The sequence below is a fragment of the Agrococcus terreus genome, assembly GCF_014645235.1.
GTDB lineage: Bacteria > Actinomycetota > Actinomycetes > Actinomycetales > Microbacteriaceae > Agrococcus > Agrococcus terreus.
This window is the reverse complement of sequence record NZ_BMLM01000001.1, coordinates 51,483-72,264: the sequence shown is the minus strand read 5'-3', so window position 1 is coordinate 72,264 and position 20,782 is coordinate 51,483. Positions and strand designations below refer to the sequence as shown.

The window sequence follows — 20,782 nt, the reverse complement described above, 5'->3', positions numbered from 1 at the left end:
CTCTGGGGATGCGGTCGGGCGACCGCGGTGTGGGACTGGGCCGTCCGGGGACGGGACGCCGGCGTCAGCCGAGCGCGGCCTCGATGCGGTCGGCATTGGCCTGCTGCATCTGGAGATAGGTCTCGGCGCCGCCGCCGGGTGCCGTCAGCGACTCGGTGAAGAGCGTCTCGACGCGGACGTCGACGCCCGCCTCCTCGGCGAGCACCTGCACGAGCCGGTCGGGCTGCGACGACTCGGCGAAGATCACGGGCACGCCCGCCTCGCGGATGGCGTCCGCGAGGCCCGCGAGGTCGCTCGCGCTCGGCGCGGCGAGCGTGGTGCCGCCCGGCACGACGGCGCCGACGAGCCGGAACCCGTAGCGCTCGGCGAGGTAGCCGAAGACGTGGTGGTTCGTCACGAGCGCGCGGCGCTCGTCGGGGATCGCGGCGAAGCGCGCCTCGAGGTCGGCCTCGAGCGCGGCGAGCTCGCCGTCGTAGGCGTCGGCGGCCCCGGCGAGCGCGGCGGCGTCGATCCCGTCGATGCCGGCGAGCGCCTCCTCGAGCGCCCCGACCACGGCGCGCATCTGCGCCGGGTCGGTCCAGAAGTGCGGGTCGGGGCCGGACGCGTCGGCGCTCGAGTGCTCGAGCACGTCGACGTGGTCGCCGGCCTCGAGGATCGGCACCCCGGCCGCCTCGGCCGTCGCGACGTGCTGGGCGAGCCCCTCCTCGAGCCCTAGGCCGTTCGCGACCACGAGGTCGGCGCGCTCCATCGCCGCGGCCTCCTGCGCCGATATCTCGAACGAGTGCGGGTCGGCATCGGGCGGCATGAGGGTGAGCACCTCGGCCTGCTCGCCCACGAGCTCGCCGACGACGTCGCCGAGGATGTTCGTGGTGACGACGACGCTGGGCCGCGCGTCGGCGGCGGATGCGGTGCACCCGGCGGTCGCGAGGGCTGCGGCGGCGAGGCCGAGCGCGAGCGCGGCGCGGCGGCGGCTCATCGACCGGCCTCGACGAGGTGGAGCGGCGAGGGCACGGCGAGCGTGCGCGCGATGCGCGCGCCGTCGGCGTAGTCGATCTCGAGCACGGCGTCGTCGGCCGCGAGCGGCGCGTAGGCGCGGCTCGCGTCGACCTCGAGCGACAGCGCCTCGGCGGCGACCGGGTCGGCGAGGGCATCGGCGAGCACCGGATCGGTGGTGCCGATCTCCGCGCCCGCGCCGTCGTGCACCACGACCCGGCCCGCCGCGTCGATGCCCACGACGTGCCCGTCCGCGTCGTCGACCGACGCGACGCGCACGAGCGGCTCGTCCGTCTCGACGAGCGTCCAGGAGCGCTCGCGGGTGTCGAGCAGCCAGTAGCCGGCGTCGCCGGCCACCGCGGCGGCCGTCGCGCGGCCGGGCCGCATGTCGAGGCCGCTCGGGCGGAGCGCGGCGTCGGTGCCGGCCGGGAGGTCGATCCGCTCGAGGTCGGCCCCCGCCTCCGTCTCGACCGCGAGCACGGCGCCCTCGGCGCAGCCCACGACCGCGCCGACGCGCGTCACGATGCCGCCGGCGGGCTCGGTGCAGGGCTCGGAGGCCGTCACGACGCCGTCGGCGTCGCGCACCTCGACGGCGCCCGGGGCGGCGACGACGGCGCCGTCGCCGAGCGGGGCGGCGAAGCCGCCGGGCGCGAGGCCCTCGAGCCGCGCGGTCTCGACGATCTCGCCCTGGCCGAGCGCGGCGCGGTCGAGCAGCAGCGCCGCGTCGCCCGCGAGCACCGCGGTGGTCGACTCGGTCGAGCGGAGCACCACCGGGCCCTCGGCGTCGAGCGTCCCGACGATCCGGGGCTCGGCCGCGTAGTAGTGGGCGTGGTCGCCGTGGTCGACGGTCCAGACGCCGGTGTCGACGAGCGCGACGCCGTCGGGGGTCGTGACGGCGAGGAAGCGGCCGTCGTCGGCCACGTGCGTCGCGGCGCCGACGCCGCCGAGCTCCACGACCTCCTCGGTGACGGGGTCGAGCAGGCGCACGGCGCCCTCGGCGTCGACCGCGGCGAGCAGGCGCTGCGGCTCGGCGAGCTCGGCGGCGCCCTCGACGAAGCCGTGCGGCTGCGCCTCCTCGCTCGCGGAGGCGGTGACGCTCGGCGCAGGCTGCGCGCCGGCGCCGGCGCCGGCGCAGGCGCTCAGCGCGAGCGCGGCGGCGATGGCGACGCCGGCCCTCGCGGCGGTCGAGGTCGGTCGGCGGGACGGTCGCAGGCTCACGCTGCGCTCCTCTCGTGGGCGCGCTCCGGCGCCTCGGTGCGGGTCGATCGGTCAGGGGCGTGGGGTGCGCGCGCGCCCGGGAGCGCCCGCCGGTCGGCGAGCGAGCGCAGGGCGAGCGAGAGCGCGAAGGCGACGACGGCGGCGATCGCGATGGAGGCGCCGGCGGCGGTGCCGAGGTGCCAGGAGCCGAGGAGGCCGGCGGCCACCGCCGCCGCGCCGATGCCGGCGCCGGCGAGCATGGCGGCCGGGATGCTGCGCGCCCACAGCGACGCGGCCGCGGGCGGGGCGACGAGCAGCGCGACCACGAGCAGCGTGCCGACCGCCTGGTACGAGGCGACGACGGCGATCGTGACGAGCGCGGCGAGCCCGACGCGGGCGAGGCCGGGGCGCATCCCGAGGGTCGCGGCGACGCGCTCGTCGAACGCGAGCGCCGTGATGGGGCGGTGCAGCACCGCCGCGAGCACGAGCGTGGCGGCGAGCCCGGCGGCGAGCGCGAGCAGCTCGGGCTCGCGCACGGCGAGCACGTCGCCGAAGAGGATCGCGGTGGCGTCGGTGGCGAAGCTGCCGGAGCGGGAGACGACGACGACGCCCAGCGCGAGCATCCCGACGAAGGCGATGCCGATCGCGGTGTCGTCGCGCAGCCGCCTGCGGCGCGTCAGCCAGCCGATGCCGAGCGCCATGGCCGCGGCGCTCGCGGCGGCGCCGAGCAGCGGCGGCCCACCGACGAGCGTCGCGATCGCGACGCCGGGGAGCATCCCGTGGCCCAGCGCCTCGCCGAGGAAGGCCATGCCGCGGGCGACCACCCAGGCGCCGGCGACCGCGCAGATCGCCGCGGCGAGCACGCCGCCGAGCAGCGCGCGGCCGAAGAAGGCGGTCTCGAAGGGCGCGAGCAGCGTGGCGTCGATGGGGGGCACGGATCGAAGATAACGATAACGATTCTCAAAGTACAATCGAGGGGATGAGTACCGCATCCCTCGACCGCCGACCGCCCGCGCGCACGCCGCGCCCGACCGCCGAGCCGCACGCCGACGCCGGCACCGGCGTCCGCGCCGAGGGTCTCGTCGTGCACCGCGGCGGCGAGCGCGCGCTGGACGGCGCGACCTGCTGGCTGCCCGCAGGCGCCGTCACCGCGCTCGTCGGCGGCAACGGCAGCGGCAAGAGCACGCTGCTCGAGGCGCTCGCGGGGCTCGCACCGGCCGCCGCCGGCACGATCGCGGGGCTGCCGGCCGCACGGGCGCTCGTCGTCCAGCGCACCGACGCGGGCGACCGGCTCCCGCTCACCGGCCGGCAGGCCGTCGCGATGGGGCTGTGGGGCGAACGGGGCATGCTCGGCCGCCTGGGCGCGGCCGGCCGGCGCCGCGTCGAGGAGGCCCTCGCGCAGGTGGGGGCAGAGCACCTCGCCGACCGGCAGCTCTCGGCGATGTCGGGCGGCCAGCGGCAGCGCGTGCTCGTCGCGCAGGGGCTCGTGCAGCGGGCGCCGCTGCTGCTGCTCGACGAGCCGGGATCCGCCGCCGACGACGCGTCGCGCGACCGCATCGACGACGCGCTCGCGGCCGCCGCCGCCGAGGGCGCCGTCGTGGTCGTCGCGACGCACGACCGGCGCAGCCTCGCGCGGGCCGACCGCGCCGTGCTGCTCGATCACGGGCTCGTCGTCGCCGAGGGGGCGCCGGAGGCGGTGGCCGCGGCGCAGGCGGCGCGTGCCGCGGCGGCGCTCGCCCCCGCGGCGGCCGAGGCTCAGCGCGGCGGCGCGGTGGAGGCGCGCACCACGAGCTCGGGCGCGTAGGTCGTGCGACTCGTGTCGGGACGCTCGCTCGGGCTCGCGAGCTCCCGCATGATCCACGCGACGACGTCTCGGCCGTGCTGCGCCGGGTCCTGTCGGACGGTCGTGAGGCCGAAGGCCGCGGCCGAGGGGATGTCGTCGACCCCCGTGACGCTGAGGTCCCCGGGCACCCGGATCCCGAGCTGCTGCGCGGCGACGAGGATGCCGAGCGCCACCTCGTCGGTGCCTGCGACGATCGCCGTCGGGCGGTCGGGTCGCTCGAGCAGCGCCATCGCCGCCGCGTGCGCGCCGACGAGCGTCGTGGGCACCGTGACGATCGGCCGCGCCGCGAGGCCGTGCGCCGCCATCGTGCGCTCGTAGGAGGTCGCGCGGCGGTCGGAGGAGGAGGCCGCGAACGGCTGCACCTCGGTGGCGCTCGAGACGTGCAGCACGTCGCGGTGGCCGAGGCCGAGGAGGTGCTCGGTGACGAGGACGCCGGTGGTGTCGTCGTCGAGGCTGAACGATCGGGTGCGCTCGGCGGGCTCGCCCACGGTCGCGACCGGCACGCGCAGCTCGGCGAGCCGCTGCAGGTCGCGGTCGCCGAGGCTCCAGGTGATCGTGACGAGCCCGTCGACCTCGCCGCGGCGCAGGAACCGCTCGAAGCGCTCGTGACCGCCCTTGCCGAGCACGCCGAGGTCGTACAGGAGCACGTCGTGCTCGTGCGCGTCGGCCGCGTCGGCGACGCCGTGCAGCACGGAGCCGAAGTACCAGCGGTCGACGGAGGGCGTCAGCACGCCGATGGTGCGGGTGAGGCCGGTCGCGAGCCGCCGGGCGGCGCCCGAGACGCGGAAGCCGAGCTCCTCGGCCGTGCGCTGCACCCGTTCGCGCGTCGCCGCCGAGACGCCGTCGGCGCCGGATAGGGCGCGGGACGCGGTGGCCTTCGAGACGCCGGCGGCGCGGGCCACGTCGTCGAGCCTGGGCATGCCGCCTCCTCGCGCCTGCCGTGCGGGCCAGCCCCCGCGTCCATCATCGGAACCGGTTGCGATGGTAGCCGCCGCAGCACCGGGCGCGGTAGCCGCCCCTTGAGCGATCGTTGCCGAATCGCAATGCATCCTCCCTGTGGACACGCAGAGCGGGTGCTGTAGCGTGCCCGACAGTGGAACCGGTTCCGGTTCGGCGACGGCGCCCCTCGTCCGCGAGCGGCGCCTCCCTCGCACCAAGCGAACGAAGGAGTTCATGTGAAGCACGCACGACGCGTCGGCCTGCCGCTCGGCATCGCCGGCGTCACCGCGCTCGCGCTCACCGGCTGTGTCGGCGACACCGCCCCGAGCAGCAGCGAGTCGCCCGGCGCCGCCCCCAGCGGCGACTGCGCCGAGTACGCCGACTACGGCACCTTCGAGGGTGCCGAGGTCAACGTCTACGGCACGATCCTCGACGCGGAGGCCGAGCGCCTCAACGAGTCGTGGGCCCAGTTCGAGGAGTGCACCGGCATCGACGTGGTCTACGAGGGCTCGGCGGAGTTCGAGGCGCAGATCAACGTGCGCGTGCAGGGCGGCAACCCGCCCGACCTCGGCATCTTCCCCCAGCCCGGCCTGCTCGCCTCCGTCGCCGGCACCGGCGCGCTGCTCGAGGCGCCCGAGGGCGTCGCGGCGAACGCCCAGGAGTTCTGGACGGAGGACTGGCAGAACTACGGCACCGTCGACGGCACGCTCTACGGCGCGCCGCTCATGGCCTCGGTCAAGGGCTTCGTCTGGTACTCGCCCTCGGTGTTCGAGGAGAACGGCTGGGCGGTCCCGACGACGCTCGACGAGCTCGACGAGCTCACCGCGAGCATCGCCGAGTCGGACGTCACCCCGTGGTGCGTCGGCTTCGGCTCCGGCGAGGCGACCGGCTGGCCGGGCACCGACTGGGTCGAGGACTACGTGCTCCGCACGGCGGGCCCCGACGTCTACGACCAGTGGGTCGCGCACGAGATCCCGTTCGACAGCCCTGAGATCGCCACCGCGCTCGACCGCGTCGGCGACCTCATCAAGAACCCCGACTACGTCAACGGCGGCATCGGCGACGTCTCGACGATCGCGACGACCGACTTCGGCGAGGCGGGCCTGCCGGTGCTCGACGGCACGTGCGCGATGCACCACCAGGCGTCGTTCTACGAGGGCTTCTGGCCCGAGGGCACGACGGTCGCCGAGGACGGCGACGTGTGGGCCTTCCTCACGCCCGGCACCGAGGCGGGCGCGCCCGCCGTCACCGGTGGCGGCGAGTTCGTCGGCGCGTTCAGCGACGACGAGGAGGTCGTGGCGGTGCAGACCTACCTGTCGAGCGCGGAGTGGGCCAACAGCCGCGTCTCGCTCGGCGGCGTCATCTCGGCGAACTCGGGCCTGGACCCCGAGAACGCGTCGAGCCCGCTGCTGCAGTCGGCCGTCGAGATCCTCCAGGACGAGGCGACGACCTTCCGCTTCGACGGCTCGGACCTCATGCCGGGCGCCGTCGGCGCCGGGACCTTCTGGACCGGCATGGTCGACTGGATCTCGGGCGGCGACACGCAGTCGGTGCTCTCGACCATCGAGCAGAGCTGGCCGTAACCGGTGCCTGACCGGTGCGGGGGTCGCGCGAGCGGCCCCCGCACCGGCATCACGGAGGTGATCGCATGACCACGATGGATCTCATCGGCAAGGTGCTCCAGGCCGTCGTCGGCCTCGCCGCGTTCGGCGTCGTCATGGCCCTGCTCCTGGCCTTCCTCGATCGCGAGGACGGGGCCGAGCGCAAGGGCTTCGTGGCGTCGCTGCGCGACGGCTGGAGGCCGCGGGCGATCATCGCCGCGGCCTTCGTCCTCATCGCGGTGCTCGCGCGCGTGCTCTACGGCGTCGTCCCGTGGATGACGCAGCAGCTCACGAACACGCTCATCCTGCTCGGCATCGCGGGCGTGGTCGGCGTCGTGCTGCAGCTGCTGCTGGACCGCGCGCTGCAGCCCGCATCGCCCGCGGTCCGCAGCGCCGCGTACCGGCTCGTCGGCGCAGCGCTCGTCGCCGTCGCCGTCGTGCTGCTGCCGATGGGCGAGAGCGGCGCGCTGCCCATGCTCGACTGGGTCACCCCGGCGCTCGCCCAGGCGGCGACGATCGTCGGCTGGCCCCTCGTCGGCGCGCTCGTCGTGACCGCAGGCGTGGCCTTCGCCCCGAACGGCGTGCGGCGCTCGCTGCGGCTCGTCGTCTGGCTCGTCGCCGCGGCCGCCGTGGTCGTCTCCGCGACCGTGCTCGAGGGCGGGCAGGAGCAGCCGATCGGCGTCTGGCCGTGGGCGTTCGCCGCCGCGCTCGGCATCGCCGGCGTGCTGGGGTTCCTCGCCGACCACGACGACGACTCCAAGCCGATGCTCGTCTTCCTGATCCCGGCTGCGCTGCTGCTCACGGTCGGGCTCGTCTACCCGGCCGTGCGGACCGCGATCCTGGCCTTCACCGACAAGACCGGCACCTTCAACGGCGTCGACAACTTCGTCTGGATGTTCACGCAGCCCGAGGCGCTCGTCACGCTCGCCAACACGGTCGTGTGGGTGGTCCTCGTGCCGCTGCTCTCGACGGCGATCGGCCTCGCCTACGCCGTCTTCATCGACAAGAGCCGCGGCGAGCGCTTCTACAAGATGCTCGTGTTCATGCCCATGGCGATCTCGTTCGTCGGCGCGGGCATCATCTGGAAGTTCATGTACGCCTACCGCGGGCCCGAGCAGGACCAGATCGGTCTCATCAACCAGCTGATCACGCTCTTCGGCGGCCAGCCGCAGCAGATCCTCCAGAACAGCCCCTGGAACACGCTCGCGCTCATCATCGTGATGATCTGGATCCAGACCGGCTTCGCCATGACGGTGCTGTCGGCCGCGATCAAGGGCGTGCCGGTCGAGCAGATCGAGGCCGCGTCGCTCGACGGCGCGAACCCCTGGCAGCGATTCTCGAACGTGACGCTGCCGGGCATCCGGTCGTCGCTCGTCGTGGTGGTCACGACCATCTCGATCGCGACGCTCAAGGTCTTCGACATCGTGCGCACGATGACGGCGGGCAACTTCAACACCTCCGTGGTGGCGAACGAGATGTACACCCAGGCGTTCCGCTCCGGCGAGCCGGGACGAGGTGCGGCGCTCGCGCTCGTGCTCTTCCTGCTCGTGCTGCCGATCGTCGTCTACAACATCCGAGTCCTCAACCAGCAGAAGGCGATCCGATGAGCAGCGTCGCTATCACGCCCCAGCCGAAGACCTCCGAGGCCGCGGTCTCCGCGGCGGCCGGCGTCGGCCGCGCCGAGCGCGTCAAGCGCCGGCTGACGAGCCCGTGGGCCACCGCGGCGGCGATCGTGATCGCAGTGCTGTGGACCATCCCGACCTTCGGGCTGCTGCTCTCGTCGTTCCGACCGGCCGAGCAGATCTCGACGAGCGGCTGGTGGACGTTCTTCTCCGACCCGCAGCTGACGCTCGCGAACTACGGCGACGTGCTCTTCTCGGGCTCGGCGAGCTCACCCCAGCTCGGCGAGTACTTCGTGAACTCGCTGCTCATCGCGATCCCGGGCACGATCCTGCCGCTCGTGCTCGCCTCCCTCGCGGCGTACGCGTTCGCGTGGGTGAAGTTCAAGGGCTCGGGCACGCTGTTCGTCGTCGTCTTCGCGCTGCAGATCGTGCCGCTGCAGATGGCGCTCATCCCGCTGCTGCAGCTGTTCGTGACGTTCCTGCAGCCGTTCCAGAACGCGTTGCACGACGCCGTGCCGTTCATCTCGGAGCGGCAGTTCCTGCCGGTCTGGATCGCGCACACGATCTTCGCGCTGCCGCTCGCGATCTTCCTGCTGCACAACTTCATCTCGGAGATCCCCGGCGAGGTCATCGAGGCCGCGCGGGTCGACGGTGCAGGGCACGGCCAGATCTTCTTCCGGATCGTGCTGCCGCTCGCGATGCCCGCGATCGCGTCGTTCGCGATCTTCCAGTTCCTCTGGGTCTGGAACGACCTGCTCGTCGCGCTGGTGTTCTCGTCCGGCACGCCGGACACAGCGCCATTGACACAGCGATTGGCCGAGCTCGCGGGCTCCCGCGGCGAGAACTGGGAGCGCCTGACGGCGGGAGCGTTCGTCTCGCTCGTCGTGCCGCTGCTCGTGTTCTTCGGCCTCCAGCGCTTCTTCGTGCGCGGCCTGCTGGCCGGCTCGGCGAAGGGCTAGCGCCGACAGGTGCTCGCACGGATGAGGGGTGCTGGTGGACCGGCACCCCTCATCCGCGCGGGCACCGCTCGGCGAGGATGCGGCGCCGCGGTCCCGCTCAGCGGTCGAGCGACGGCGCGGCGCGGCGGCCCGCCGCGAACCAGAGGAGCGGACCGAGCACGGGGATGAGCAGCACGACGCCGATCCACGCGAGCGAGACCGCGAGCGGCGTCTGGCGAGCGCGGCGCGAGATGCTGATGAACGCGGAGACGCCCAGCACCACGACGCCCACCATGGCCGCCGTCCACAGGAGGTCGTAGTGGGCCGGCAGGAGCGGGTTCACCGTCAGCGGCATGCGTCGACGCTATCGCGGTGCCCTCCCGGGCGGCTCAGCCCGCCGTGAGCGCCGCGTGCACCGGCACGACCGCGGCCGCGCTCCACGCCTGCGGCCGGCAGGAGGCCGGGTAGGCGACGGGCGACGACGACTCCTCGGTCGACAGGCCGGCGAACAGCTCCGGCAGCCGGCCGTCGAAGGCGTCGGCGGTGCGCACGAGCTGCGCCGCGAGGATCCGCGCCTCGTCGACCAGGCCGGCGCGCAGCATCCCCTCGATGACGATCCCGGTGTCGTGCGGCCACACCGAGCCGCAGTGGTACGACAGCGGCCAGTAGCCGCCCTGGTCGTCCGACATCGTGCGGAGGCCCCAGCCGGAGGCGAAGGTCGGCGCGACGAGCAGCGAGGCCACGTGCGCCTCCTCCTCGGGCGAGAGCAGCGTCGTGCCGAGCAGCTGGCCCATGTTCGAGGTCTTCGAGTCGACCGGCTCGCCGTCGCCGTCGAGGGCGATCGCCGGGTAGCGCTCGCCGCCGCGCTCCACCCAGAACGCGGCGCGGAAGCGCTCGCGCATGGCCTCCGCCCAGGCGCGCCACTCGGTGCCGTCGGCGCCGATCGCGTCGAGCAGCGCCGCGCCGCCCTCGGCCGCCTGGCACGCCTGCGCCTGCACCTCGCACAGCGCGATCGGGCCCTCGGCGATCGAGCCGTCGCGGTAGCGGATCGAGTCGCCGGAGTCCTTCCAGCCCTGGTTGGCGAGGCCCGTGCCGGTCTCGTCGACGTACTTGAGGAAGCCCGAGCCGTCGGGGCTGCCGTGGTCGCGCATCCAGCCGAGCGCCGCCTCGAGCGCGGGGCGCAGCTCGCGCACCGCCTGCAGCGGGAGGCCCGCGCGCCAGGCGTCGTGGAGGAGCGAGATCCACAGCGGCGTCGCGTCGACGGTGCCGTAGTAGACGGGGGGCAGCACGATCCCCTCGCCCGGCATCGTGAACGTCGCCTGCCGCACCTCGTGCAGGATCTTGCCGGGCTGCTCGGCCGTCGCGGAATCGACGACGACGCCCTGGCGCGCGGCGAGCGTGCGCAGGGTGCCCTCGGCCAGCTCGAGCGAGAGCGGCAGCAGCAGGCGCGCCGCGATGATGGAGTCGCGGCCGAAGAGCGTCATGAACCACGGGGCTCCCGCGGCGGCGAAGGGGCCCTGTCCGGCGTCGAGCAGCAGCGCCCGGAGGTCGTCGGCCGCGCGCGCGGCCCAGCGGTCGAGCGAGGCGTCGCCGGATGCGGGGAGCTCGTCGATGCGGCGCGAGGCGGCAGGCCCCACGACGATCGACGGGTCGTCGATCGCCAGCTCGAGCGCGGCCTCGGCCGCGCCCCCGGGCGGCACCTCGAGCCGCCAGCGCGCGACGACGGCGTCGCCCTGCCGCTCGACCTCGGCGCCGGGGGCGACGATCGCGACCGAGCGCGTGCCGTCGCCCGCGCGCAGCCCGTCCCACGAGAGCGCGACTGGGGATGGGAGGCCCGCCTTCACGGTCGAGAGCTCGGCGATCGAGACCTCGACGCGCACCTCGATCTCGGCGACGACCGGGTGCTCGAGCCCGTTGCGCACCGCGACGTGCTCGGCGAGCGCGCCGGGCGCGACGCGGCGCACGCGCTCGACGAGCACGCGCGGGTCGGGCGTCCCGTCGTCGATGGCGCGGGCCAGGCCGTGGAAGGCGGCGCTCGCGGCGTCGCGGGCGGTGCCGGTGGCCTCGACGGGCTCGCCCGCCACGCGCAGCGTCAGCGCGCGCACGTAGCGCCAGTCGCCGTGGAAGACGCCGTGGATCGGGGCCGCGCCGACGTCGCCGTCGGCCGCCGACCACGCCTGGGTCGGCGCCTGGAGCACGACGAGCGCGTCGTTGAGCAGGGGCTGGCGACCGTGCCGGATCGGGGGAGCCTCATCGCTCATGGTGCTGCCTTCCAGGTGGTTCACATCGGGCGAGCCTTACGCTACCGTCAAGATTGGAACGATCCAACCAGGCATCCGATCGGATCGGATCCGCACCGACCGGCAGCGACCGCGCCGGACCGCACGAGGAAGTGGGGCAGCGATGGGCACGAGGCTCGCCGACGTCGCCGCCCACGCGGGTGTCTCGGTGCAGACCGTCTCGAACGCCCTCAACAACCCCGCGCTCCTCAAGCCCACGACGCTCGAGCGCGTGCTCGCGTCCGTCGATGCGCTCGGCTACGCGCCCAACATCCAGGCCCGCCGCCTGCGCCAGCGCACCGTCTCGACCATCGGCCTCCGCATCGAGCCCGTCGTCGACAACATCGCCTCGAGCCTCCTCGACCGCTTCCTCCACGAGCTCACGGCACAGGCCGACGAGCTCGGGCGCCACGTGCTGCTCTTCACCGCCACGAGCGACGAGGAGGAGGTGCGTAAGATCCGCCGCCTGCAGTCGGAGCGCGCCGCCGACCAGTTCGTGCTCTCGGGCACGCACCCCGGGGACGCGCGCGTCGACGCGCTGCTCGAGGCGGGCCTGCCGTTCGTCGCCTTCGGCCGGCCGTGGGACGCGAGCGCGCCGCACGCGTGGGTCGACGTGGACGGCGCCGCGGGCACGCGCGAGGCCACCGAGGCGCTCCTCGACGCTGGCCACCGACGGATCGGCTTCGTCGGCTGGCCGGCCGGATCCGGCTCCGGCGACGACCGGCGCGCCGGCTGGGCCGACGCGATGCGCGAGCGGCTCGGGATCGACGACGCAGGGCTCGAGCGCCTCACCGCCCGCAGCGACGACCGCGTCGGCGAGGCCGTCGACGCCACCGCGCACCTGCTGCCGCACGTCGACGCGCTCGTCTGCGCCTCCGACTCCCTCGCCGCCGGCGCGATCGCCGCCGCGGCGCCGAGCGGCCGCCGCCTGCCCGTCATCGGGTTCGACAACACCTCGCTCGCGGCCGGCCTCGGCTTCCCGAGCATCGACCAGAGCCTCGACGAGGTCGCGCGCGCCGTGCACGCGGCGTTCGCCGACCCGACCTCGACCACCCTCGTGCGCCCGCGGCTCGTGCGGCGCGACGACACGCGGTGGGGGATCGCCCCCGTCGCCGACCGGGGCTCCGCCCCATCCTGAAAGGAAGCAGCACCATGCGACACAGCACCAAGCTGGGCAGCGTCGCCCTCGCGGGCGCGCTGGCCCTCGCCCTCGCCTCCTGCGCCGGCGGCGGTGGCGGCGCCGGCGACGGAGAGACGGCCGAGCCCGAGACCGGGCTCGAGCTGCGGATGCTCATCGGCTCGTCCGGCGACGCCGAGACGCAGGCCGTGCAGGCGGCCGCCGACGCCTGGGGCGAGGAGACGGGCAACACGGTCCAGGTCGTCGCGGCCTCCGACCTCAACCAGGAGCTCGCGCAGGGCTTCGCCGGCGACCAGGCGCCCGACGTCTTCTACATGGGCTGGGACCAGTTCCAGACCTACGCGAACGACGGCTTCCTCGAGCCCTACGCCGGCGACCTCCCGAACGCGGGCGACTTCTACCCCGCGCTCGTCGACACCTTCTCGTTCGACGGCGAGTTCGTCTGCGCGCCGAAGGACTTCTCGACCCTCGGGCTCGTCATCAACACGCAGCTGTGGGAGGCCGCCGGCCTCACCGACGACGACGTCCCCACCACGTGGGAGGAGCTGCAGACCGTCGCCGAGACCCTCACCGAGGGCGACGTCGTCGGCCTGTCGATGGGCGCCGAGTACGCGCGCGTCGGCACGTTCATGCAGCAGGCCGGCGGAGGCCTCATGGACGGCGAGACCGTCACGGCGAACTCGCCCGAGAACCTCGAGGCGCTCGAGTACGTGCAGGGCCTGCTCTCCAGCGGCGCCCTGCAGTGGCCGGCCGACCTCGGCGCCGGCTGGGGCGGGGAGGCCTTCGGCAACCAGCGCGCCGCGATGGTGATCGAGGGCCCGTGGATCAACGGCGCGCTCGAGAACGACTTCCCGGACGTCGAGTTCCAGGTCGCCGAGCTGCCCGCCGGCCCCGCCGGCCAGGGCACGTTCACGTTCTCGAACTGCTGGGGCATCCCGGAGGGCCAGGACACGGCCGAGACCGCGCAGAGCCTCGTCGAGTTCCTCACGAGCGACGAGCAGCAGCTCGCGTTCTCGGACGCCTTCGGCGTGATCCCCTCGACGCAGTCGGCCGCGGCCACCTACGCCGAGACCTACCCCGAGAACGAGGCCTTCGTGGCCGGCGCCGACTACGCCGAGAGCCCCGTCGCCTTCGCGGGCGCGGCCGACGTCGTGACCGAGTTCAACAACGCGATCACCACGCTCGACGGCGCCGACGCGCAGGCCGTGCTCGACCAGCTGCAGACGCAGCTGGAGGCGGCCTACGAGGCCTCGCAGGGCTGAGCATGACCACCACCTCGAACGCCCCGGCGCCGCGGACGCGGCGCCGGGGCGGGCGGGGCCCCGCGGGGAATCGCGGCGAGGCGGTCGCCGGCTGGCTCTTCACGCTGCCAGCGCTCCTCATCATCGGCGTCTTCCTCATCGCGCCGATCGCGCTCGCGCTCTGGGTCTCGTTCACCGACTGGAACGGCCGCAACTCGCCGCTGTTCAACGATCGGGTCGACGTCGTCGGCCTCGACAACTACGCCGCCATCACGACCGAGGACTCCCTGCTGCGCGAGCTCTTCGGGCGCTCGATCCGCAACAACGTCTACTACGTGCTGCTCGTCGTGCCGCTGCAGACGGCGCTCGCGCTCTTCCTCGCGGTGCAGGTCAACCGGCGGCTGCTGCGGGCGAAGGGCTTCTTCCGCACCGCCTTCTACTTCCCGTCGGTGACCTCGTCGATCGCGATCACGGGCGTCTTCCTCTTCCTCTTCTCGGCCACGGGCGTCGTCAACCGCATCCTCGCCTTCTTCTCGGTGCAGGGGCCGAACTGGTTCGCCGACCCGCGCGGGCTCGTCCACATCGCGCTCGGCGCCGTCGGCGTCGGCGGAGCGCCCGCCGGGTGGGACGCACCGGGCTTCCTCGGCGTGAGCGCGTGGCAGTGGATCGCCGGGCCCTCGGTGGCGCAGTCGGTGCTCATCATGCTCGCGATCTTCACGACCTCCGGCACCTTCATGCTGCTGTTCCTGGCAGGGCTCCAGAACATCGGGGCGGAGGTCGGCGAGGCGGCCGTCATGGACGGCGCCGGCCCCGTGCGCACCTTCTTCTCGGTGACGCTGCCGATGCTGAAGCCGACGCTCTTCACGGTGCTCACGCTCGGCCTGATCGGCACGTGGCAGGTCTTCGACCAGGTGTACCTGACGCGCGGGACGCCGGCGGCGCCGACGCTGACCAGTCCCGCGTACCTCGCGTACAACCAGGCGTTCGAGGGCAACGAGCCGGGCATCGCCGCGGCGATCGCGTTCATCCTCTTCCTCATCATCATCGCCATGACGCTCATCCAGCGCTTCGCGCTCGCCGACCGCGACCCGAGCGGGTTCGGGCGCGACCGCCGGAACCGCAGGGCGGTCGACGGCGGCCGCGGCGACGGCGGGATGGCGCAAGGGGCAGCGCGGGTCCAGGCGGGGCCGCAGTCGGGCACGGGCGGAGGACTGACATGAAGCAGCGCGTCACCGGCGGGCTGATCGCCGGCTACGTCGTCCTCGTCGTGCTCGCGACGGTCTACATCTACCCCTTCGTCATCGCGATCGTCGACTCCTTCAAGACCGACGCCGAGGCGACGCAGGACCCGATGGGCCTCATCCCGCAGACCTTCACGTTCGCGGCGTACGAGCGGCTGTTCTTCGACACCGCCCTGCCGCTGTGGGCGGCGAACTCGGTCTTCATCACCGTCGTCGTCACGGTCTTCCGGGTGTTCTTCGACTCGCTCGCGGCGTACGCGCTGTCGCGCCTGCGGTTCCGCGGCAGGAGCGCGATCTTCGCGCTCTTCATCGCGGTGCTCGCGGTGCCGTCGGTCGTGCTGCTCATCCCGCGCTTCCTCGTCATCAAGGAGCTCGGGCTGTTCGACACGTACGGCGGCATGATCATCCCGCTCCTGGCCGATGCGGCAGGCATCTTCATCATGAAGCAGTTCTTCGACTCGATCCCCGCCTCCATCGAGGAGGCCGCCCGGATCGACGGCGCGGGCGTGTTCCGCACCTTCTGGTCGGTGACGCTGCCGATGGCGACGCCCGCGCTCATCACGCTCACGATCCTGTCGTTCCAGGGATCGTGGAACGAGTTCGCGCACTTCGTGGTCTCGCGCCAAAGCCCCGAGCTCAACACGCTCACCACGGGCGTCGGCGCGCTCGTGTCGGGGCAGCTGGGATCGGGCAACCAGTTCCCGCTGAAGCTCGCGGCGGCCGTGCTCATGACGATCCCCGTCGCGGTCGTGTTCTTCATCTTCCAGCGGCGGATCATGTCGACGACGGAGGGCGCCGAGAAGGGCTGAGCCCGCGGCGGTGCCTGCGGGTCAGGCGCCGCCGCGGGGATCCGCCCGGCGCAGCAGCGGGAAGGCGCCGATGTCCTCGGCCATCGGCGCGACCGCGCGCGCGGACGCGCGCGGCGCGACGAGCCCGGCGTGCACCGGCACGACCGACGCCGCGCTCGCCGCCCGCGGCCCCGCGGCGCCGGGGATGGGGAGCGGGCCCGGGACCTCGTCGAGGCCGTAGCCGGCGAAGCACTCGGGCAGCTGGCCGCCGAGCGCGCCCGCGGCTCGCTCGAGCTGCGCGGCGAGGGCGCGAGCGGGCGCCAGCATCCGGCGCCGCAGCAGCCCCTCGATCGCGATCGCGGTCTCGTGCGGCCACACCGCGCCCGCGTAGGGGGCGAGGGGCCAGTAGGCGGCCGCGTCCGTGGCGAGGGAGCGCAGGCCGAAGCCCGACGAGAGCCGGTCGTCGAGCAGCAGCGCCGCGATCTTCCGCTCCTCCCGCAGCGTCAGCAGCGTCGTGCCGACGAGCTGGCCGATCGAGGAGCACAGCGCGTCGACCGGGACGCCGGCGCCGTCGAGCGCCATCGCCGGGAACTCGGTGTCGCCGCGCCACACCCAGAACGACGCCCGGAAGCGCTCGCGGATGCCGGCGGCGAGGGCGCGGCCCGGCTCGCCGTCGCGGCCGAAGGCCTCGAGCATCGAGGCGGCGGACGCCGCGGCGAGGCACGCGAGTCCCTGCAGCTCGACGGGGGCGACGGGTTCGTCGGCGAGCGAGCCGTCGTGGTGCCGCACCGCGCCGAGGGTGCCGCGCCAGTCGTGGTCCTGCCGCGCGGGCTCGAGCCGCAGGAAGTCGTCGCCGACGGCGCGCGCGAGCCACCCGAGGGCGGCCTCGAGCGCCGGCACGAGCGGCTCCGCCGCCTCGGCGGGCATCCCCGCCCGCCAGGCGTCGTGCAGCAGCACCATCCACAGCGGGGTCGCGTCCATCGCCTCGAAGATGCGCGCGGCGCCCTCGCCGTCCCCTGCGCGGCGGAGGCGGTGCGGGATCCTGCCGGGCTGCTCCCCGGTCGAGGGGTCGTGCGCCGTGCCCTGGAGCGCCGCGAGGCTCCGGAGGGTGCCCTCTGCGAAGCCGCCGCCGGAGGGCAGCAGGAGCCGGGCCGCGATGAGCGCGTCGCGCGCGACGAGCGTGAGGTCCCAGGGCGCCCCGGCCGCGAGGTAGGGACCGTGCCCGGCGTCGAGCAGGAGGTCGGCGAGGTCGCCGGAGGCGCGCTCGACCCAGCGATCGAGCGCGGGCCGACGCGTGTGCGGGAGGGCGATGACCCGCGGCGGCGCGATGGCCGCACGGGCGTGCAGGGAGGCGTCGACGAACGTCGCCTCCACCGTGAGCCCCGACCAGTCGCCCGGCCGCACGATCTCGTGCCGCGTCGCGACGATGCGGCCGTCCTCCTCCACCTCGAGCGATCCGCCGCGCACCGAGAGCCGCATCGACCGCGCTCCGCCGTCGACGACGACGGCGTCGCCGTCGCGCCGCAGCTCGACCGGCGACGGCGCGGCGTCGGCGGCGCGCACGTCGGCGAGCGGGGCGAGCTCGACCTCGATGGTCAGGTCGAGTCGCGCCGCGAGCGGCACGTCGCGGCCGTTCACCAACGTCACGCGCTCGGAGAAGCCGTCGGGCGTGGCGTGGCGGGCGCGCTCGACGACCACCTGCGCGACCGGCTCGTGCCCGTCGAGCTGCCGTGCGATGCCGTGGAAGACCACGCGATCCTCGTCGTCGCTCGTCGCGATGTGCTCGATCTCGCCGCCGTCGACGTGCACGTCGATCGAGCGGATCCAGCGCCAGTCGCCGTGCGAGACGCCGTGCGCGGCCGGGTCCGGCATCGATCCGTCCTCCGCCGAGCAGAGCAGGGTGGGCGCGCACAGGGCCGTCCGGCTGCCGTGCAGCAGTGCCGGCCGCACCATCGGGAGGGGCTGCACCTCGCGCATCGTGACCTCCTCGCCCTCGTGCTGGGAACGCTATGCCGGGCGACCGCGGGCGCCGCGCAAGGCCGCCTCAGCAATGCCGCACGAGAGCCGAAGCGCCCGCGCGGCGCGCTCAGCGCGTCGTGAGCCGCCCGCTACGGCGCGCATCGGGTGCGCTACGGGGTGGGCGTGCGGGCGTCGTACGCGAGGAAGGTGCGCTGCGCACGGGTGACGACGGCGATGAGCGCGACGATGAGGAGGCCGCCCACGAGCGGCGGGCACCAGAGCGCCACGAGCGAGGCGGCGGCGCCGGCGTAGAGGTCGCCGATGCGGGGCCCGCCCGCGACGACGACGGTGAAGATGCCCTGGGTGCGGCCGCGCATGTCGTCGGGCGCGGCGGTGAGGAGCATCGTCGAGCGGAAGATCGCGCTGATCTCGTCGCTCGCGCCCATGCCCGCGAGCGCGAGGGCTCCGAGCGCGAGCGCGGGCCACGACACGTCCTCGAGCGAGGCGCCGACCTCGCCGCCGAGGCCGAGCTGCATGCCGAGCAGGACGACGCCGAACAGCGCCGAGCATCCGCCGTAGACCATGATCGAGCGCGCCACGGCCACCCCGTGGCGGTGCACGTGCGCGACCGGCCCCGAGAACAGGCTCGCCAGCAGCGTGCCGACCGCGGCGGCGGCCGTGAGCACGCCCACCGTCACGGGGCCGCCGCCGATGACGACCGCGCCGACGGCGGGCAGCAGCGCGAAGGGCCGGCCGAGGCTCATCGCGATGATGTCGACCGCGAACGACATGCGGATGTTCGGGGCGTGCCGCAGGAACCGCATCCCGTCGCGCAGCGACTCGAGGCCCGGCTTCGCCACCTCGCCGAGCGGCGGCAGCTTCGGCAGGCCGAGGATGCCGAGGAAGCCGGCGGTGAAGAGCACGGCGTCGATCGCGAAGGTGATCGGCAGGCCGACGGATGCGACGAGGACGCCCGCCAGGGCCGGCCCGGTGGTGAGCATGATGCCGATGGCGATGCCGTTGAGCGCCGTCGCGCGCGAGATGAGGTGCGCGGGCAGGATGCGCGGGGTCACGGCGCTGCGTGTCGCGCCCGAGATGGTGGACGCGACGGCGTTGAGCGTCGTGAGCACGTAGAACGGCCACACGAGCGCGCGCTCGCCCTCGGCGAGCAGCGCTGCGTCCCATGTCGAGAGCGCGACGAGGCCCAGCACCGACGCCCAGCCGACGGTGCTCGAGACGAGCAGCACGCGGCGGCGGTCGAAGGCGTCGGCGAGCATGCCGCCCCACAGCCCCGCGACGATCATCGGCAGCAGGGCGATGCCGCCGACGAGCGCGACGGCCATCGTGCTCGCCGTCATGTCGTAGAGCTGCAGGCCCACGGCGACGATCGTCATCTGCGCGCCGATGCCGCTGATGGCGCTCCCGAACCACAGGCGCGCGAACGCGGGGGAGGCGCGCAGCGGCGTGAGGTCGACGAGCCGGCGGCGCTTCGCGGGGGCGTGCCCGTCGGGGACGTCAGCCGGGTCGACCTCGACGCCGGCGGGCGGCAGGATGCCGTGCGCGCCGGTGGTCGGCTCGGACCCCGACGACGTCACGCGACGTCGTCGATGCCGAAGAGGGCGTCGACCGCGGCGAGGAAGTCGTCGTGGCGGCCGTCGGCGGCGAGCTCGCGCGCGCGGACGGTCGGCTTGTGGAGCAGCACGCCCGCGAAGTGGCGCAGCGCCTGCTCGGCGACCTTGCGCTCCTCCTCGGTGCCGCGCTTGGCGACGCGCGCCAGCTCGGCCTCGAGCGCCTCCTCGACGTGCTGGCGCAGCGCCGTGATCGCGGGCGCGACGCGGCGCTCCTCGGTGCCGCGCTCGAAGCGGCGAGCGGCCTTCTGCACGATCGCGCGGGCGTCGTCGGTGGCGGTGAGGTGCTCGAGCGGTGCGTGGAGGCGGATGGTCTCGAGGTCGAGGAGCTCGATGCCGTGCACGTCGCGCACGTCGGGGTCGACGTTGCGCGGCAGGCCCATGTCGACGACGACCTGCGCGGGGCGGCCGTGGTCGACCGGGCAGGCGGCCTCGTGGCCGCCGTGGTGCAGCGGGCAGGTGGCGGCGTCGCCGCCGGCGCCGAGGCCGATGGGGCAGCCGGCGTGCGCGGCGGCCGGCTCGGCGCCGGGGTGCGCGTGGGTGGCGGCGAGGCGCGCGCGGCCCTCGCGGATGAGCGCGGCGTCGACGACGTGGTGGTCGGCGCTCGTGCACGTGACGACGACGTCGGCCATCGCGACGGCCAGCGCGGCGTCGCGGCCGTCGACGGCGGGGATGCCGTGGCTGCGCGCGAAGCGCTCGCGGCCGGAGGGGCTCCAGACCTCGATGCGCTCGGCGCCGCGGCGGCGGAGCTCGGCGAGCGAGACGGCGGCGAAGCGGCCGGTGCCCACGAGCAGCACGCGCGCCTGCGACCAGTCGACCCTCGCGCTCGCGAGGTCGAGGCCCAGCCGCACGATCGAGCGGCCGGCCTCGCCGAGGCCCGTGCGGTTCTTGATGCCGCGCTGGGTCTCGGAGGCGCGCTGGAACAGGCGCTCGAGCTGCGGCGAGGTGGTGCCAGCGCGCTGGGCGGACGCGAGCGCGCGGCGCACCTGCCCGGCGATCTCGCCCTCGCCGACGACGACCGACTCGAGGCCCGCGGCGACGGCGAAGAGGTGCTCGGCGGCGTCGCCGTCGGCGAGCGGCGCCATGGCCTCCGGGTGGTGCTCGCCGAGCGCGGCGGCGGCGGCCGAGAGGGCGATCTCGGGGGCGCGGTGCTCGTCTGCGTCGACGTCGAGGTACACCTCGAAGCGGTTGCAGGTCGAGATCACGACCGCCCCGTCGACGGCGGGGTGGGAGGCGAGCGAGGAGGGCATCGCCTTGGCGTCCGCCGTCGCCAGCGCCTCGAGGGCGGTGAAGTCGGCGTTCTTGTGACTCGCCGTGAGGCAGATCAGCACCGACCCAGCCTACCGGCCGAGGCATCTGTCCCCCAACACGGGCT

The 20,782-nt window shown here is 74.5% G+C and carries 17 protein-coding genes; 8 read left to right on the top strand and 9 right to left on the bottom strand.

Annotated features, from left to right (window positions below):
• Positions 1 to 64 precede the first annotated feature (64 nt).
• Genes aztC through aztB form a run of 3 tightly spaced genes read right to left on the bottom strand, consistent with a single transcriptional unit; the run spans position 65 to position 3,125 of the window.
• Positions 65 to 976 carry a zinc ABC transporter substrate-binding protein AztC gene (gene aztC, locus IEW90_RS00355; RefSeq protein WP_188714836.1) on the bottom strand — a complete coding sequence of 304 codons (912 nt, stop codon included), beginning with the start codon at positions 974 to 976 and terminating at the stop codon, positions 65 to 67.
• Positions 973 to 2,211 (bottom strand): ABC transporter, encoded by a 1,239-nt coding sequence (locus IEW90_RS00350; RefSeq protein ID WP_188714834.1) that lies wholly within the window; start codon positions 2,209 to 2,211, stop codon positions 973 to 975. The genes aztC and IEW90_RS00350 overlap by 4 nt, the downstream gene beginning before the upstream one ends.
• Positions 2,208 to 3,125, bottom strand: a complete 918-nt coding sequence (gene aztB, locus IEW90_RS00345; RefSeq protein WP_229679419.1) for a zinc ABC transporter permease AztB — start codon at positions 3,123 to 3,125, stop codon at positions 2,208 to 2,210. The genes IEW90_RS00350 and aztB overlap by 4 nt, the downstream gene beginning before the upstream one ends.
• Positions 3,126 to 3,169: 44 nt before the next feature.
• Here aztB and IEW90_RS00340 point away from each other — a divergent pair, with 44 nt between their 5' ends.
• Complete coding sequence (locus IEW90_RS00340) at positions 3,170 to 3,994, top strand: metal ABC transporter ATP-binding protein (protein WP_188714828.1); 825 nt, start codon at positions 3,170 to 3,172, stop codon at positions 3,992 to 3,994.
• On the opposite strand, the gene IEW90_RS00335 is transcribed toward IEW90_RS00340, so the two are convergent.
• Complete coding sequence (locus IEW90_RS00335; protein ID WP_188714826.1) at positions 3,946 to 4,953, bottom strand: LacI family DNA-binding transcriptional regulator; 1,008 nt, start codon at positions 4,951 to 4,953, stop codon at positions 3,946 to 3,948. The genes IEW90_RS00340 and IEW90_RS00335 overlap by 49 nt on opposite strands.
• 255 nt (positions 4,954 to 5,208) lie before the next feature.
• Here IEW90_RS00335 and IEW90_RS00330 point away from each other — a divergent pair, with 255 nt between their 5' ends.
• The 3 genes from IEW90_RS00330 (at position 5,209) to IEW90_RS00320 (ending at position 9,154) form a co-directional block, all read left to right on the top strand.
• Positions 5,209 to 6,555: an ABC transporter substrate-binding protein gene (locus tag IEW90_RS00330; protein ID WP_188714824.1), complete on the top strand. Its 1,347-nt coding sequence runs from the start codon at positions 5,209 to 5,211 to the stop codon at positions 6,553 to 6,555.
• A gap of 491 nt (positions 6,556 to 7,046) precedes the next feature.
• Positions 7,047 to 8,180, top strand: a complete 1,134-nt coding sequence (locus IEW90_RS00325) for a carbohydrate ABC transporter permease (protein WP_229679588.1) — start codon at positions 7,047 to 7,049, stop codon at positions 8,178 to 8,180.
• Positions 8,177 to 9,154: a carbohydrate ABC transporter permease gene (locus IEW90_RS00320; protein ID WP_188714821.1), complete on the top strand. Its 978-nt coding sequence runs from the start codon at positions 8,177 to 8,179 to the stop codon at positions 9,152 to 9,154. Before IEW90_RS00325 ends, IEW90_RS00320 begins: the two co-directional genes overlap by 4 nt.
• Positions 9,155 to 9,251: 97 nt before the next feature.
• Here the strand turns inward: IEW90_RS00320 and IEW90_RS00315 are convergent, their stop codons facing one another.
• Together IEW90_RS00315 and IEW90_RS00310 are read right to left on the bottom strand one after the other, a co-directional pair.
• Positions 9,252 to 9,488, bottom strand: a complete 237-nt coding sequence (locus IEW90_RS00315; RefSeq protein ID WP_229679418.1) for a PLDc N-terminal domain-containing protein — start codon at positions 9,486 to 9,488, stop codon at positions 9,252 to 9,254.
• Positions 9,489 to 9,522: 34 nt separating this feature from the next.
• A complete protein-coding gene (locus tag IEW90_RS00310; protein ID WP_188714819.1) occupies positions 9,523 to 11,394 on the bottom strand; it encodes a glycogen debranching N-terminal domain-containing protein in 1,872 nt (623 codons plus the stop codon).
• Between the two features lie 142 nt (positions 11,395 to 11,536).
• Between IEW90_RS00310 and IEW90_RS00305 the strand changes: the two genes are divergently transcribed.
• Genes IEW90_RS00305 through IEW90_RS00290 form a run of 4 tightly spaced genes read left to right on the top strand, consistent with a single transcriptional unit; the run spans position 11,537 to position 15,841 of the window.
• The gene (locus IEW90_RS00305) at positions 11,537 to 12,550 is read left to right on the top strand and encodes a LacI family DNA-binding transcriptional regulator (protein WP_188714816.1); all 1,014 of its coding nucleotides are present in this window, start codon (positions 11,537 to 11,539) and stop codon (positions 12,548 to 12,550) included.
• Between the two features lie 14 nt (positions 12,551 to 12,564).
• Positions 12,565 to 13,812 carry an extracellular solute-binding protein gene (locus IEW90_RS00300; RefSeq protein ID WP_188714815.1) on the top strand — a complete coding sequence of 416 codons (1,248 nt, stop codon included), beginning with the start codon at positions 12,565 to 12,567 and terminating at the stop codon, positions 13,810 to 13,812.
• A gap of 2 nt (positions 13,813 to 13,814) precedes the next feature.
• Positions 13,815 to 15,011 (top strand): carbohydrate ABC transporter permease, encoded by a 1,197-nt coding sequence (locus IEW90_RS00295; RefSeq protein ID WP_188714813.1) that lies wholly within the window; start codon positions 13,815 to 13,817, stop codon positions 15,009 to 15,011.
• Positions 15,008 to 15,841 carry a carbohydrate ABC transporter permease gene (locus IEW90_RS00290; protein WP_188714811.1) on the top strand — a complete coding sequence of 278 codons (834 nt, stop codon included), beginning with the start codon at positions 15,008 to 15,010 and terminating at the stop codon, positions 15,839 to 15,841. Before IEW90_RS00295 ends, IEW90_RS00290 begins: the two co-directional genes overlap by 4 nt.
• 21 nt (positions 15,842 to 15,862) lie before the next feature.
• Here IEW90_RS00290 and IEW90_RS00285 read toward each other — a convergent pair whose 3' ends face one another.
• From IEW90_RS00285 to IEW90_RS00275, 3 genes are all read right to left on the bottom strand, one after another.
• Positions 15,863 to 17,797 (bottom strand): amylo-alpha-1,6-glucosidase, encoded by a 1,935-nt coding sequence (locus IEW90_RS00285; RefSeq protein ID WP_188714809.1) that lies wholly within the window; start codon positions 17,795 to 17,797, stop codon positions 15,863 to 15,865.
• A 152-nt stretch (positions 17,798 to 17,949) separates the two neighbouring features.
• Positions 17,950 to 19,374, bottom strand: coding sequence for an MFS transporter (locus tag IEW90_RS00280; protein ID WP_229679417.1), 1,425 nt, complete (start codon positions 19,372 to 19,374; stop codon positions 17,950 to 17,952).
• A complete protein-coding gene (locus tag IEW90_RS00275; protein ID WP_188714806.1) occupies positions 19,371 to 20,738 on the bottom strand; it encodes a glutamyl-tRNA reductase in 1,368 nt (455 codons plus the stop codon). Before IEW90_RS00275 ends, IEW90_RS00280 begins: the two co-directional genes overlap by 4 nt.
• Positions 20,739 to 20,782 lie beyond the last annotated feature (44 nt).

What these genes read in the sequence shown, in the direction of transcription:
- aztC (WP_188714836.1), bottom strand. Translation starts at nt 976, where the DNA reads ATGAGCCGCCGCCGCGCCGCGCTCGCGCTCGGCCTCGCCGCCGCAGCC.
- IEW90_RS00340 (WP_188714828.1), top strand. Translation starts at nt 3,170, where the DNA reads ATGAGTACCGCATCCCTCGACCGCCGACCGCCCGCGCGCACGCCGCGC.
- IEW90_RS00335 (WP_188714826.1), bottom strand. Translation starts at nt 4,953, where the DNA reads ATGCCCAGGCTCGACGACGTGGCCCGCGCCGCCGGCGTCTCGAAGGCC.
- IEW90_RS00325 (WP_229679588.1), top strand. Translation starts at nt 7,047, where the DNA reads ATGCTCGACTGGGTCACCCCGGCGCTCGCCCAGGCGGCGACGATCGTC.
- IEW90_RS00320 (WP_188714821.1), top strand. Translation starts at nt 8,177, where the DNA reads ATGAGCAGCGTCGCTATCACGCCCCAGCCGAAGACCTCCGAGGCCGCG.
- IEW90_RS00315 (WP_229679418.1), bottom strand. Translation starts at nt 9,488, where the DNA reads ATGCCGCTGACGGTGAACCCGCTCCTGCCGGCCCACTACGACCTCCTG.
- IEW90_RS00310 (WP_188714819.1), bottom strand. Translation starts at nt 11,394, where the DNA reads ATGAGCGATGAGGCTCCCCCGATCCGGCACGGTCGCCAGCCCCTGCTC.
- IEW90_RS00305 (WP_188714816.1), top strand. Translation starts at nt 11,537, where the DNA reads ATGGGCACGAGGCTCGCCGACGTCGCCGCCCACGCGGGTGTCTCGGTG.
- IEW90_RS00300 (WP_188714815.1), top strand. Translation starts at nt 12,565, where the DNA reads ATGCGACACAGCACCAAGCTGGGCAGCGTCGCCCTCGCGGGCGCGCTG.
- IEW90_RS00295 (WP_188714813.1), top strand. Translation starts at nt 13,815, where the DNA reads ATGACCACCACCTCGAACGCCCCGGCGCCGCGGACGCGGCGCCGGGGC.
- IEW90_RS00290 (WP_188714811.1), top strand. Translation starts at nt 15,008, where the DNA reads ATGAAGCAGCGCGTCACCGGCGGGCTGATCGCCGGCTACGTCGTCCTC.
- IEW90_RS00285 (WP_188714809.1), bottom strand. Translation starts at nt 17,797, where the DNA reads ATGCGCGAGGTGCAGCCCCTCCCGATGGTGCGGCCGGCACTGCTGCAC.